Raw genomic sequence first — 13,574 nt, 5'->3', positions numbered from 1 at the left:
ACGACCGGTCCGGCGCGCCGCCATCCTGTTTCGGCAAGTAGCTGCAGACAAGTGACGGGCTCGCTCTCTATCGGTCGTGCGTTGCGGCCTCTGCCGCCGTAATCGCGATATTTCGTACCGGCATTGTTTCGAACCTCGAACGCTTCCAGCTATCGCCGTGCCGCGCTGCAGATCGGGAGGACAGGCCACCAATGGAAGACCGAGACCCGCAATCGTCGGCCGCACATCCGGCGACACGCATCATCGAGCGGCTGGCCTGGCTTGAGGGGTCATTCGTTCAGGGCGAACGCGAAATCCCCGAGGAGATGCCGGTGGCACTCTCCTACAACCGCGTCTCGCACGCCGTGATGATGGCCAGCCCGCTCGACCTGGAGGATTTCGCGCTCGGCTTCAGCCTGTCCGAGGAGATCGTGCGGAGCCCGGACGAGATCGAGGAGTTGGAACTGTTCACGGTGCCGGGCGCCGAGGGCGAGCCGCCGCGCGGCGTCGAACTGAGGCTCTGGATCGGCGAGGAGCGGATGCGAGGGCTCGACCGGCGCCGCCGGCATATCGCCGGTCCGACCGGCTGCGGCCTGTGCGGGCTGGAAAGCCTCGATGCGGCACTGCGGCCGCTACGACCTGTGCCGGAGGGGCGACGCTACACGGCGAGCCAGGTGCAGGAGGCCGTGGCGTCGCTGCGGCCGGCGCAGGCGCTGAATCGCCGGACCCACGCGGTGCATGCGGCCGGTTTCTGGACCGAGGCGGATGGGCTGGTCGCGGTCCGCGAGGATGTCGGCCGGCACAACGCGCTCGACAAGCTGCACGGCGCGCTGGCGGCCAGGCGCACCGATCTCGCCCAGGGGATCCTGGTAATGACCAGCCGCATCTCGGTCGAATTGGTGCAGAAGGCGGCCATTATGGGGGCGCCGATGCTGGCGGCCGTCTCGGCGCCGACCGCGCTCGCACTGCGCATGGCTGAGCAGGCCGGGATCACCTTGATCGCCGTCGCGCGCGATGACGGCTTCGAACTCTGCAGCGGCCGGCACCGCGTGGTGGCCTGATATCAGGCGCGGCGCCTGGCGGTTAACGCCGGCGAGGCGGGGTGGTAGGATCGGCGCCATGACTCACCGGATCGCGCCTTGACCAGAGTGGATGGAATACCGGTCCCGGACGATGCCCTGGAAGCGGGGCAGGCGCGGCGTGCGGCGGTCGTGGCGCGACGGATTTTGCTGGAAACATCCGGCCTGTTCGATGGCGAATGGTATCGCCGGCATATGCCCTCGGCAGCCGCCAGCGACCTGGCACCACTCGATCACTACCGGTCGCATGGTGTCGCGGCACTGGCCTCGCCCGGACCCTTGTTCGACGCACGTGCCTATCTGCGGCGGGCCTGGCAGCTGCAACCCGGTGTCGACGACCCGCTGGTCCATTACCTCGAGTCAGGCCATGCGGCGGGCCTGCCGTCGATCTCGGTGCTGCAGGATACGGGCTGGAATCCGCTGGAGCGGCCGGTCACGCCGCAGCCGTCGCTGGCGATGCCATCGGCCCGGCCGCGGATCGCAGTCGTCGTGCATGTATTCTATGCCGAGCTGTTCTACGAGATCTGCAGGGCACTGGCGATGATGCCCTATCGCTTCAGCCTGCTCGTCACCACCGACGAGGAAGAAAAAGCCGCCAGCATCCGTAGCGTCTTCCAGGCGGCATCGCTCGATGCCGAGCTGCTGGTACGCGTCGGCCCCAACCGCGGCCGTAATTTCGGGCCGTTCCTGATCGGCTTTCGCGATGCGGTCATGAGCCATGACCTGGTGCTGCACCTGCATACCAAGAAGTCGCTATACGGCGGCGGCGAGCTCGCCGGATGGCGGCAATCGTTGCTGCGTACGCTGCTGCCCGCGGGCCCGGTCGTCAGCGGGATCATCGAACGCTTCATCGCCGACCCGAAACTCGGCGTACTGACCGCATGCCCGGGCGAGGAGATGCGGTATTGGGGCTACAACTGGCTGTCGAACCGGCATCTGGCGCAGCCTTTGTTCGATCGGCTCGGTCTGAAGATCTCCGTACCACGCGGCATGTTCGACTACCCGATCGGCGGCATGTTCTGGGCGCGAACGAGTGCCATCGCCAAGCTTCTGGATCATGACTGGGTGCTGGACGATTTCCCGCCCGAGCATGGGCAGATCGATGGCACCGTGATGCATGCGATCGAGCGCAGCATCGTGCTGGTTGCCGCCGATGCGGGCTACGGGTTCGGCGAGCTCGATTATCGGCATGGCCTGTACCGGCCGGGCTGGGGCAGTCGCAATCTGGAGCAGTATGTGGCGGCATCGCATGACGGGCTGCTGGACACCTTCAACCATGTCGATACCGTGTCGTTCGACATCTTCGACACGCTGCTGACCCGGGAATGCCTGGCACCGGACGCCGCGCATCGCTTCATCGCCTTCCAGGCTGCGCGACGATTTCCGGGCGCCGACAATTACGGGCTGCATCGGCAGGCTGCGGAGCATGCCGCGCGCGCGGACCGCGATTGGATCGGCGACGTCGATCTCGACGAGATCCATGCGCGCTTCCGTACCCTGGTGCCGCCGGGCTGGAGCGAGGCGGCGATCGACTTCGTGCAGCACCAGGAAGTGGTGCTCGACCTGCGGCTGTTGCTGCCGCGAGAGATCGTGCTCGCCTCCCTGCGGTTCGCTCGGCAGGCCGGCCGGCGGGTCATCCTGACCAGCGACAGCTACCTGCCGCGACGCGTGCTCGACACGTTACTCGCGCAGCACGGGATCGGCGAACTAGCCGACGCGGTCTATCTTTCGTCGGAACGGCGTGCGCGCAAGGATCGCGGAGATCTCTGGCTGGCCGTAGCGGCGGCCGAGGATGCGGGCCCCGGACGCCTGCTGCATATCGGCGACAACGAGCAGTCCGACATCCAGAAGACCGCCGATGCCGGGATCAGGCATTTCCATGTCATGAGTCCGGCATCTTTGTTCGACCTGTACGGGCTTGGAACCGTGCCAGGCTCGGACGGCACGCGCCCGCTGGGCGATGACATCCTGCTCGGGCCGCTGGCGGCGCAGCTGTTCAATTCGCCCTACATCGCTCCGGGCTCGACCGGCCCGGTCGTGCAGCCCGAGCAGGCGGGCGCGGTGCTGCTAGGACCGCTGATGTTCGCGTTTGTCGGCTGGCTCGCGCGCCATCCCACCACGCGGCATCTCGATCGGTTGTTCTTCGTGGCACGCGAGGGCTATTTCCTGAAGCGGCTGTACGATGCCGTGCGCAGCGCCGGCAGACGCGACGATCTGCCGCCCGCCACGTATTTCCATTGTTCCCGCCGGGCGGCTCTTGCAGCTGCGCAGGGTGCGGGGCTCGACCCCGATGCGGTGCTGGCCGGCGCCGGCTTCAACGGATCGTTGAGCGCATTCTTCCTGGCGCGCTTCGGCTTCGCCGCCGAAGAGACGTTCGGCCTGCAGCACACGATGATTTCCCTGCCGCGCGACAACGACCTCGTGCGCTGCATGATGGAGCTCATGCGCGAGCGGATCGTGGCACATGGACGGCATGCGGCGGAGGCGTTCACCGCCTATGCGCGAGCGAGCGGCATGACGCCCGGCATACGCGCGGGGTTTGTCGATGTCGGCTACAGCGGCACAATGCAGTCGGCGATCCAGGGCGTCCTCGGACAGCCCTTGGTCGGTCTCTATATGGGCGTCTCCGAGGCTGCCGCGCAGGTGCGCCGGCTTGGCGGGCACGCGTTCGGCGCGTTCGCGGAAGGCGACGTCGGGAGCTTCACCGGCGGCTATGGGTTGATGCTGGAGGCGTTCCTGACCGCGCCGCATGGCCAGGTGATCGGCTATGACGAGGACCACGCACCGGTGTTCCGGCACGACGGACAGTCGCAGAAACAGTTCGCCACGCTGGAGCGCCTGTACCAGGGGGCCGAAGCGTATGCGCTGACGCTGATGCGGACCTATGGCCCGGATCTGCTGGATTTGCCGTTTCGCCCGGAAGCGGCGACTTCGATGCTGCAGGCCGTGCGCGACGGGCGCCTCAAGCTGTCGTCAGAGCTGGTGGCGAGCCTGGCGGTCGAGGACGATTTCTGCGGCAACGGCGAGATCGCGGTGTTCAGCCACCTGGGGATCCCCCCGTCGCCGACGCCGCCCTCGCCACCGGCATGAACGTTCCCGCGATCCTGGTGCGGGGCGGCGGCGTCGCCGGGCTGGCAGCTGCGGTGACCCTGGCGGAACGCGGCGCCGCGGTGACACTGGTCGAAGCAGGCTCGCGGATCGGGTCCGGTGCGTCGTGGAAGGCGGGCGGCATGCTCAGCCCCTGGTGCGAGGCGGAAACCGCACCGGCCGGGTTCACCGAGCGGTCGATGCCGTCGCTGGACTGGTGGCGCGCCAGGGTGCCGGAAACGCGAACCGCCGGCAGCCTGGTGCTGGCCTTGTCGCGGGACGGTGCCGAACTGGCGCGCTTTGCCCGGCGCACCACCGGCCATGAGACGCTCGACCGTGCAGGGATCGATGCGCTGGAGCCCGATCTGCAGGGCCGCTTCGCGCGCGGGCTGTTCTACCCGGGCGAGGCGCATCTCGATCCTCGGGTGGCGCTGCCTGCACTGGTGCATCGGCTCGAGGCTCTCGGTGGGCGCGTGGTGCTGGACCAGCCGGAGAGGCCGGCGGGTCGGTTCGACCACATCGTCGATTGCCGTGGTGTCGGGGCCCGCACGGTGCTGCCCGGGCTGCGCGGCGTGCGTGGCGAGATGCTGCTGTTGCGCGGGCGTGGCATCATGCTCAACCGGCCGGTGCGCCTGCTGCATCCGCGGTTCCCGCTCTACATCGTTCCACGCGATACCAAGGATGACGAGGAGGGGACTCGCATCTTCATGGTCGGCGCGACGATGCTCGAAAGCGAGGAACGAGGGCCACCGAGGCTGCGGTCGATGATGGAATTGATGAGTGCCGCGTTCGCCTTGCATCCGGCGTTTGCGGAGGCGGAAATCCTCGAGATCGCCGCCGACCTGCGACCCTCGTTCGGCGACAACATGCCGCGGCTGGTCCGGGAGGGCGGCACCATCTGCATGAACGGCATGTACCGGCACGGCTTCCTGCTGGCCCCGGTGCTGGCGGGGGAGATCGCGGATATGCTGATGCCGCGAGCGACGGGGAACGCATGAAAATACTGGTCAACGGCGAGCGACGCGAGGTCGCGTCCACGACCCTGGACGCCGCCCTGGTCGAACTCGGCTACAGCGCGGCACTTGTAGCGACAGCCGTCGATGGCGATTTCGTGCCTGCGTCCGCGCGCGGCATCTGCCGCCTCGACGAGAACAGCGCCATCGAGATACTGGCGCCGATGAAGGGAGGCTAGCCGATGCTGGTCTATGGAACTGCGCTGCACTCCAGGCTGCTGCTGGGTACTGCCCTGTATCCGTCGCCGGACGTCCTCGCCGATGCGGTACGGGCCTCGGGCACCGAGCTCGTGACGGTTTCGCTCCGGCGCGAGTCCGCCGGGATGCGGGCGGGCCAGGCGTTCTGGACGCTGATCCAGGGCCTGGGCGTGAGGGTGCTGCCGAACACCGCGGGCTGCCACTCGGTGCGCGAAGCGGTGACGACCGCTCAGATGGCCCGCGAGGTGTTCGCCACGGACTGGGTGAAACTCGAGGTGATCGGCGAGGGCGATACGCTGGCGCCGGACGTGTTCGGCCTGGTCGAGGCGGCGCGCATCCTGACCGATGACGGGTTCAAGGTGTTTCCCTACACCACCGAGGATCTCGTGGTGGCCGAGCGCCTGCTTCGGGCCGGTTGCGAAGTGCTGATGCCGTGGGGTGCGCCGATCGGCTCGGGCAAGGGGCTGAACAACCCGTTCGGGCTCCGGGCGATGCGGGCGCATTTCCCGGATGTGCCGCTGGTGGTGGATGCCGGCATCGGGCTGCCGTCGCATGCCGCCGCCGCGATGGAACTCGGCTACGACGCGGTGCTGATCAACACCGCCGTCGCCCAGGCCGGCGACCCGGCGGCGATGGCGCACGCGTTCCGCCTCGCGGTGGAAGCCGGGTATGCGGCAAGGCTGGCCGATCCGATGGAGCCGCGCGACATGGCGAGCCCGTCGACCCCGGTGCTCGGCCAGGCGATGCTCGCATGAGGCCTTTGGCATGAAGACCGGGTTGCCGAGCCGCTTCTATCCGGTCGTCGACAGCGCCGTTTGGGTCAGGCGGCTGGTCGACGCGGGAGCCAGGCTGATCCAGCTCCGGATCAAGCAGCCGGACGGACCGTTCGTGCGCGGCGAGCTTCGGATCGCACGCGAGGCATGCGCGGCGCAGGGTGCGTGCCTGGTGCTGAACGACCACTGGCAGGCGGCGATCGAGGAACAGGTCGACTTCATCCATCTCGGCCAGGAGGATCTCGACGAGGCCGACCTCGGTGCGATCGCTCGCGCCGGGATTAGGCTCGGCGTCAGCACCCACTCGGACGAGGAACTCGACCGTGCGCTCTCGGTCGATCCCGATTACGTGGCGCTTGGCCCGGTCTGGCCGACGACACTGAAGAAAATGCCCTGGGCACCGCAAGGGCTCGAGCGCATCGCCGGCTGGAAGCGACGGCTCGGCGACACACCGCTGGTGGCAATCGGCGGGATCACCCTGGAGCGTGCGCCGTCCTGCATCGAGGCGGGCGCGGATGCTGTCGCGGTGGTGTCCGACGTGCTGGCGAATGCCGATCCGGAGGGCAGGGCGCGCGACTGGATCGTGGCGACCGACAAGGCCGTCGCTCAGGCCGTCTTGTAGGTCGGGTCCAGCCGGGAACGCAGATACGCGGCGCCGGTGGTTGGCGGATAGCGACGCAGCGCCTCCTCGCCGCCAAGCACCGGCACCACCACCGCATCCGGATTCGGATCGAGGAAGAACGCGATCGACTTGCGCTCCTGCTTCGGCACCGCGACGCGATGCGGCGTCGAAACATAGACATCGTTGGTCCAGCGCATCAGGCAGTCGCCGATGTTGCAGATGAACGCATCCGGGATACTCGGCGCGTCGATCCAGTCGCCGCTCCGGGTCTGCAACTGCAGGCCGGCAACGCCATCCACCGCGAGGATCGTCACGTTGCCGTAGTCGGTATGTTCGCCGGCGCCGGGTGCGCCGTCCGGGCTGCCCGCGGCGGCGGCCGGCGGATAGCGCAGCAGCCTCAGGGTCGCGATCGGCGCATCGAGCTTGTCCTCGAAGAACATCTCGTCGAGGCCGAGATCGAGGCTGAAGCCGCGATGCAGCACGCGCCCGAGAGCCCAGCATCGATCGAAATAATCCAGCATGAGGGTGCGCCAGCCCGGCAGGTCCGGCCAGGCATTCTCACCCCGGAACGGCTTGTCGAACTCCGGGTCCGCCGGCAGCAATTCGAGACCGATATTGAAGCCCTCCTTACGGTCGGGCGGGGCGTTTGGATCGAGCTGTTCCTCGGCGACCTCGAAGTAGCCACGATTGTTGCGCATCCGGCGCATCGCCAGGGCGTGCTTCCGGGTCTCGTCCAGAGCGAAGAACGTTGCGGCGGCTTCGAACACGTTGGCGACCAGTGGCGGTGGAATGCCATGGCCGGTCAGGTAGAAAAAACCGGTGCCGCGACAGGCGGCACCGAGATCCTCGCCGACCCGTCGCCGATCCTCCAGCGCTTCGGAGAACAGGCCGGAGATATCGACGATCGGCAGGACTGTCATCATGAACCCATCATGACGACCCTGAGCGTCTCCACTCAAGGCATTCCTGATCCATCCGTGATGGAGCTTGCCGGGTCAGTCCGCCTTGTGATGATGGTGGCGACGATGATGAACCGGTGTCGCGACATTCGTGCCGGGCGAAACCGGCAGCACGAAGGCCGCCGCCAGCCGGCTGTTGGCGAAAGTTTCCGCAAGATTGGCCTGTCCGACCACCGATCCCATGCCGAAGAACTCGTGCGTCACGCCGGGGAAGGTCCGTTGTTGCACGTCGACGCGGGCTGCCTTCATTTTCCTTGCCAGCATCTCGCCCTCGGAGCGCAGCGGATCGATCTCCGCCGAGACGATGGTGGTCGGCGCCAGGCCATGCAGGTCGGCCTCGCCGATGATATTCAGGCGCTTGTCGGCGAGATCGGTCGGGCCGTTGGTGGTATGCGCGACATACCATTCGATCGCCGCCCTGTTCAGTGGGATCGCGTCGGCGGTTTCCATGTAGGACGGGGTGTTCAGGTCGGTGCCGACCACCGGATAGACCAGCAGCTGCGCGACCGGTGCCGGCAGATGGCTGTCACGGGCCCAGATCGCGGTGTCGATGGCGAGGTTGCCACCGGCACTCTCGCCGGCCAGCGCGATCCGCTTCGGGTCGGCGCCGATCTTGCCGGCATTGGTCAGCAGCCATCTTAAGACCTTGGCCACCGGCAGCTTGTCCAAGTTGCCCTGGGTCTGCTGCTGGACCGCCATTGCGGCCTGGCCGGGAGTCGGCTGCATGCGAGCCTGCTCAACGGTGAGCGTCGCCACCCGCATGGCGCCGAGTTTCTGGTAGGCGGCGAGCACGCGAACCATGTCGGTGTCGGCCTTGCCGGTCAGGTCGGCAGGCGGCGTGGTCGTGGCGCAGGCAGCCAGTGCGGTGGTCGCGGTCGCTGCGAACAGCAGCGAGGAGAGCCGTGAGGCGGCAATCGGCGTGATGGAATTCCCCGATGTCGACCGCATGACCACGCCTTGATCCTGTCTGTTCCGCAACCTGACGGAGACGTGCGGGACTGCGACGCTACGATGAGGTGCGTGCACCCTCCATTCCTTGGGCAGGCAGAGGCGCGGTTAGCCGGGCATCGGGGCTGCAGCGATTTTTGGTGACCGTCTACGTCGGGGTGCTGTCGCGTAGCGAGCAAGCCGGAAACCGATCGGGAGCGACTAACCCGGGTACAACCACGCGTGCTTTGGTTGCAGTCAGGACGAGGTCGCCATGCATTGATCGCATGGATGTGGCACCATGCAACCGTCTGAGGCGGGGGCTTGAACATGATGATGACAGGTTTGCCGGCGGTCCTCCTGGCAATCGCCCTGCTGCTTGTCCTGGTCACCGCGGTGCAGCCGGTGGCGCGCCGGCTGCAGCTTCCGGAGACCGTGCTGCTGGCCGTGGTCGGTATCCTGCTGGGCGGCACCGCCGACGTCCTTCTGCGAAGTCCGTTCACCGACGTGTTCAACGGCGCCGCCCGCACGCTGCTCGACTTCCCGGTCGACAGCGAGGCGTTCCTGCTGATCTTCCTGCCGATCCTGGTGTTCCAGGGCGCGCTGGCAATCGACGTCCGGCGACTGGCGCACGAGGCGGCGACGGTCCTGCTGCTGGCGGTCGTCGCGGTCGTGGTGACCACCGCGGCGATCGGCTTCGCGCTCTATCCGTTCGCCGGGATGCCGCTGGTGGTGTGCCTGACGCTCGGTGCCATCGTCGCCAATACCGACCCGAGTGCGGTCGCCGGGATCTTTCGCGAGATCGGCGCCGCCACCCGCCTCACGCGCCTCGTGGAAGGCGAGGCGCTGCTGAACGATGCCGCAGCCATCTCGATCTTCGGCATCCTGCTGCCGGCGGTGATCAGCCATCAGGAAATCTCGGTCGGGTCCGCCGTCCTGGATTTCATCATCTCGTTCGGTGGTGCGCTGATCGTCGGCATGGTGCTCGGGCGACTGACCCTGACCATGATCGCCTGGCTTGGTGGAACGCCGGCCGGCGAAATCACCCTCACCATCGCGCTGCCGTACGTCGCCTACATCGTCTGCGATCGGATCGGCCTGTCTGGCGTGGTGGCGACCGCGGCGGCCGGGCTGACCTTCTCCGTCTATGGGCCGTCGACGCTGAGGCCGCACACCTGGCGCTTCCTGGAGGAGCTCTGGGAGCAGCTGGTGTTCTGGGCCGGCTCGCTGGTGTTCATCCTGGCCTCGATGCTGGTGCCGCGGCTGTTGATCGGGATGAACGGCTGGGACGTGGTGCTGATCGCCATCACCGTCGCGGCCGGCACCTTGGCACGGGCCGCTGTCATCTTCGGACTGCTGCCGATCCTGGCCGCGACGAGGCTGTCGCCGCCGGTGCCGACGCCCTTCAAGGTGACCATGGTCTGGGGCGGACTGCGTGGCGCGATCACCCTGGCACTCGCCCTGGCGGTGACCGAGAACACCCATGTCAGCACCGAGGTCGCGCATTTCATCGGCATGATCGCCACCGGCTTCGTGCTGTTCACCCTGTTCCTGAACGGGACCACGCTCCGCTACCTGGTCGTGGCGCTGAAGCTCGACCAGCTCTCCCCGATCGACATGGCACAGCGTCACCAGGTGCTCGGGATCGGCCTGGGCGAGGTGCGAAACCGCACCAGGCGGATCGCCGGCGAGTTCGGCTTCCCGCCGCAGGCCACGCGGCACGTCATCGAGGGGCTGGACCGGCGCATCGAGGAAGAGCGTGCCGCCAACACCTTCGATACCGCCCTCGGCGACCGCCAGCGCGTGACGCTCGCCCTGCTGACCATCGCCAACCAGGAACGCTCGATCCTGCTCGACCTGTTCCGCATCCGCGGCATTTCGCGCCGGGTGATGGAGACGCTGTTGCGCACCGCCGAGGCGATGATCGACGGCGCCCGGCTCGAGGGCCGGTTCGGCTACGTTCGTGCGGTACGCCGCCGGCTGAGCCCATCGCTGCGGTTCAGGGCGGCCCAGTTCGTGCACCGCTGGCTGCGGCTCGATGCGCCGCTCATGTATTGCATGATGGAACGCTTCGAGATGCTGATGATCGCGCATCTGGTGTCGCTGTCGCTGACGCGGTTCATGCGACGCCGGGTCGAGCCGACCCTGGGCACACGGCTGGCCGATATCGTGTCCGAGGTGCTCGACCGGCAGCAGAAGCTGCTCGAGGAAGCGATCGGCACCATGCGGCTGCACTATCAGGGCTACACCGAGGCGCTCGAGAGCCGGATGCTGCGCCAGATCGCGCTCAGGCTCGAAAGCGAGGAATATGACGAGCTGCTGGGCGAAAGCCTGATCAGCGACGAACTGCATACCGAGCTGCATCGCGACATCGAGCGCCGGCGCCACAGGCTGGAGCGCCGGCTGAGATTCAACCTGAAGAGCGGGATCGAAAACCGGGTGAAGTCGGTACCCGCGCTGAACGGGGTGCCGGAAGCGGTGCTGCACGATCTGGCGATGACGCTGGCGATTCATTTCACCGCACCTGCAGAGCGCGTGCTCAAGCGCGGGCACAGGGTCGGCACGGTCTATTTCGTCAGTGCGGGGCAGTTCGAAAGCCATGTCGCCGAACACGACATCCATTACGGTCCCGGGGCGGTGCTGGGTGCGGAAGATCTGCTCGCCGGCGGCAGGATGAGAGAGTCTATCCGCTCGCTCGGGTTCGGCCATCTGCTGGCGATCGGTGCACGCGACTTCCGGCGGCTGGTCGACGAGCACCCGATCGTCGTGAAGAACCTGGAACGTCTCAGACGGGCGCGGATGGGCGAGCCGGAACAGGTGCTCTTGCTGGCCGCGCCGAGCGGCGTGGATCTTCACGCAGCTGAACCTGCCGATGAACTGGAAGACGCCTCGTTCGCGCAGGGTCGTTAGCGAGGGTCGTTGCTGTCGCTCGTATCGTGACGGTCGCGCTTGTTTCTTGGGCCGGCGACCTTCCGGCCCAGGGCCAGGAATCCATCATGTGCTCACCGTCGGCTGGACGTAATTGCGAGTGCCGGCCGCTCCGGTTCGACCTATCCGGCGCATTGGCAGAGAACTGAAATCATGCTTGGCTTGAAATCGAGCATTCGCCGGAATGCCGGCGGCGATCGCGACAGCGCAGCCGATTGTTAATCTTTTGCTGCGAGGCTTCGATCTTTACAGCCTCGAAGGTTCACCATGTCCCTGTCGATGACGAATGCCACGCCCCGGGAGGGCCGGGCGCTCAGCCTCGGAGCGAAGCTTGGAGCAGGCTTTGCGTTCCTGACCATCCTGTTCGCCTGCCTCGGTGGCTTCGCGCTTCAGCGTATGGGCACGATGAATGCCACGAATGCCGAGATGCGCGACCACTACCTGCCGAGCACCATGGCCGCCGGAAATCTTGCGATGGATCTGCAGGACGTACGCCAGCTCGAGTCGCACTTCATGCTTACCACCAGCGATGATGCCAGCGAGCGCCTGGAGCTCCGGGGAGGGATCGCCAAGGCGATCGCGACCGTCGAGGGGGCGCGGCGGGCCTACGAGCCGTTCACCCATGCCGGCGAGGAGCGGAACAACTACACCACCATCTTCGACCGGACCTGGCCCGTCTATCGTGCCGATGCGATGCAGACCATCGCCTTCAAGCAGGACGATCAGGAACTCGGCGCGCTCGATTCCTACAACCACAAGGCGCGGACCGACTTCGAGACCCTGTCGAACTTCATGCGCTGGGACATGAGCTTCAACCGGAAGACCGGTTCGGCTGCCGCGGATGCGAGCCGCGACACCTATCGGGCGACGTGGTGGATGGTCGCCACCGGGATCGTGCTGGTGCTCGGCCTCGGCACGGCCACCGCGATCGGCCTGACCCGGCATATTTCGCATCCGATCGCCGCCATGACCGCGTCGATGCGGCGCCTGGCCGATCGGGAAGTGACCGTCGACATTCCGTGCATCGGACGCCTGGACGAGATCGGCCGGATGGCGAGCGCGGTGCAGGTGTTCAGGGACAGCATGATCACCAGCAACCGGTTGACGGCCGAGCAGGCGGCAGAGCGCGAAAGTCGTCAGCAGCGTGCCGCCCGGCTCGAAGACCTGGTCGGCGAGTTCGAGCGGCAGATCGGTGGCACCGTATCGATCCTGGCAACCTCGTCCACCAGGATGGAGGCCACTGCCCGCACCATGACGGGAAGCGCCGCGCAGACGGACAGCCGGGCGACCGCGGTGACGCACGCGGCGGAAGAGTCCAGCATCGGCGTGCAGACCGTCGCGGCCGCGTCGGAACAATTGTCTTCGTCCATTATCGAGATCAACCGGCAGGTCACGGCCTCCGCCGCCTTGACCAGCCGGGTCGTGACCGACGTGCGCCAGACCGATGGCACCGTTCAGGCGCTGGCCGAGAGCGCCGATCGCATCGGGCAGGTGGTCGCGCTGATCAACAGCATAGCCAGCCAGACGAACCTGCTGGCGCTGAACGCCACGATCGAGGCTGCACGCGCCGGCGACGCGGGCCGGGGCTTCGCGGTGGTGGCATCGGAGGTCAAGAGCCTGGCCGAGCAGACGGCGAGGGCCACCGAGGAGATCGGCTTCCAGATCAAGCAGGTGCAGCAAGCGACCCATAGCGCGGTGCAGGCGATCCGTGAGATCTCCGGACTGATCGAGGAGGTCGGGTCGATCACGACCTCGATCGCCACCGCGGTCGAGCACCAGGGCAGGGCGACGGCCGAAATCGCGCGGAACGTCCAGCAGACTGCTGCCAGCACCCGGACAGTCACGAGCAACATCGCGGGCGTCAGCCAGGCGGCGAACGACACGGGGGCCGCGGCGATGCAGGTGCTGGGTGCTGCTGGTGACCTGTCCCGGCAGGCCGAGACCCTGTCGCAGGAGGTAGACACCTTCATTTCCAAGGTACGGACGGCCTGAGGCGAGCGCTGGCGATG

Annotated in this window: 10 protein-coding genes; 8 read left to right on the top strand and 2 right to left on the bottom strand. The window is 67.1% G+C overall.

Annotated features, from left to right (window positions below):
- The first annotated feature begins 191 nt into the window (after positions 1–191).
- From fdhD to HN018_RS11745, 6 genes are all read left to right on the top strand, one after another.
- Positions 192–1,040, top strand: coding sequence for a formate dehydrogenase accessory sulfurtransferase FdhD (fdhD, locus tag HN018_RS11770; protein WP_171835571.1), 849 nt, complete (start codon positions 192–194; stop codon positions 1,038–1,040).
- Positions 1,041–1,127: 87 nt separating this feature from the next.
- Complete coding sequence (locus HN018_RS11765; protein WP_239479293.1) at positions 1,128–4,148, top strand: rhamnan synthesis F family protein; 3,021 nt, start codon at positions 1,128–1,130, stop codon at positions 4,146–4,148.
- Positions 4,145–5,143, top strand: a complete 999-nt coding sequence (locus tag HN018_RS11760) for an FAD-dependent oxidoreductase (protein ID WP_171835569.1) — start codon at positions 4,145–4,147, stop codon at positions 5,141–5,143. Before HN018_RS11765 ends, HN018_RS11760 begins: the two co-directional genes overlap by 4 nt.
- A complete protein-coding gene (thiS, locus tag HN018_RS11755) occupies positions 5,140–5,337 on the top strand; it encodes a sulfur carrier protein ThiS (protein ID WP_171835568.1) in 198 nt (65 codons plus the stop codon). Before HN018_RS11760 ends, thiS begins: the two co-directional genes overlap by 4 nt.
- A 3-nt stretch (positions 5,338–5,340) precedes the next feature.
- Positions 5,341–6,111 carry a thiazole synthase gene (locus HN018_RS11750; RefSeq protein WP_171835567.1) on the top strand — a complete coding sequence of 257 codons (771 nt, stop codon included), beginning with the start codon at positions 5,341–5,343 and terminating at the stop codon, positions 6,109–6,111.
- A gap of 10 nt (positions 6,112–6,121) precedes the next feature.
- Entirely contained in the window at positions 6,122–6,751 is a 630-nt protein-coding gene (locus tag HN018_RS11745) for a thiamine phosphate synthase (RefSeq protein ID WP_171835566.1), read from the top strand.
- Here the strand turns inward: HN018_RS11745 and HN018_RS11740 are convergent.
- Together HN018_RS11740 and HN018_RS11735 are read right to left on the bottom strand one after the other, a co-directional pair.
- On the bottom strand, positions 6,736–7,674 hold the full coding sequence (locus HN018_RS11740) for an isopenicillin N synthase family dioxygenase (protein WP_171835565.1): 939 nt from the start codon (positions 7,672–7,674) through the stop codon (positions 6,736–6,738). The genes HN018_RS11745 and HN018_RS11740 overlap by 16 nt on opposite strands.
- Positions 7,675–7,746: 72 nt before the next feature.
- Positions 7,747–8,658, bottom strand: coding sequence for an alpha/beta hydrolase (locus HN018_RS11735; RefSeq protein WP_171835564.1), 912 nt, complete (start codon positions 8,656–8,658; stop codon positions 7,747–7,749).
- 309 nt (positions 8,659–8,967) lie between these two features.
- Here HN018_RS11735 and HN018_RS11730 point away from each other — a divergent pair, with 309 nt between their 5' ends.
- Positions 8,968–11,547: a cation:proton antiporter gene (locus HN018_RS11730; protein ID WP_171835563.1), complete on the top strand. Its 2,580-nt coding sequence runs from the start codon at positions 8,968–8,970 to the stop codon at positions 11,545–11,547.
- 285 nt (positions 11,548–11,832) lie between these two features.
- Entirely contained in the window at positions 11,833–13,557 is a 1,725-nt protein-coding gene (locus tag HN018_RS11725; RefSeq protein WP_171835562.1) for a methyl-accepting chemotaxis protein, read from the top strand.
- Positions 13,558–13,574 lie beyond the last annotated feature (17 nt).

The organism is Lichenicola cladoniae, assembly GCF_013201075.1.
GTDB classification, from domain to species: Bacteria; Pseudomonadota; Alphaproteobacteria; order Acetobacterales; family Acetobacteraceae; genus Lichenicola; species Lichenicola cladoniae.
Note: the sequence above shows the minus strand (reverse complement) of the source record. Positions and strands in the feature narration are given on the sequence as shown.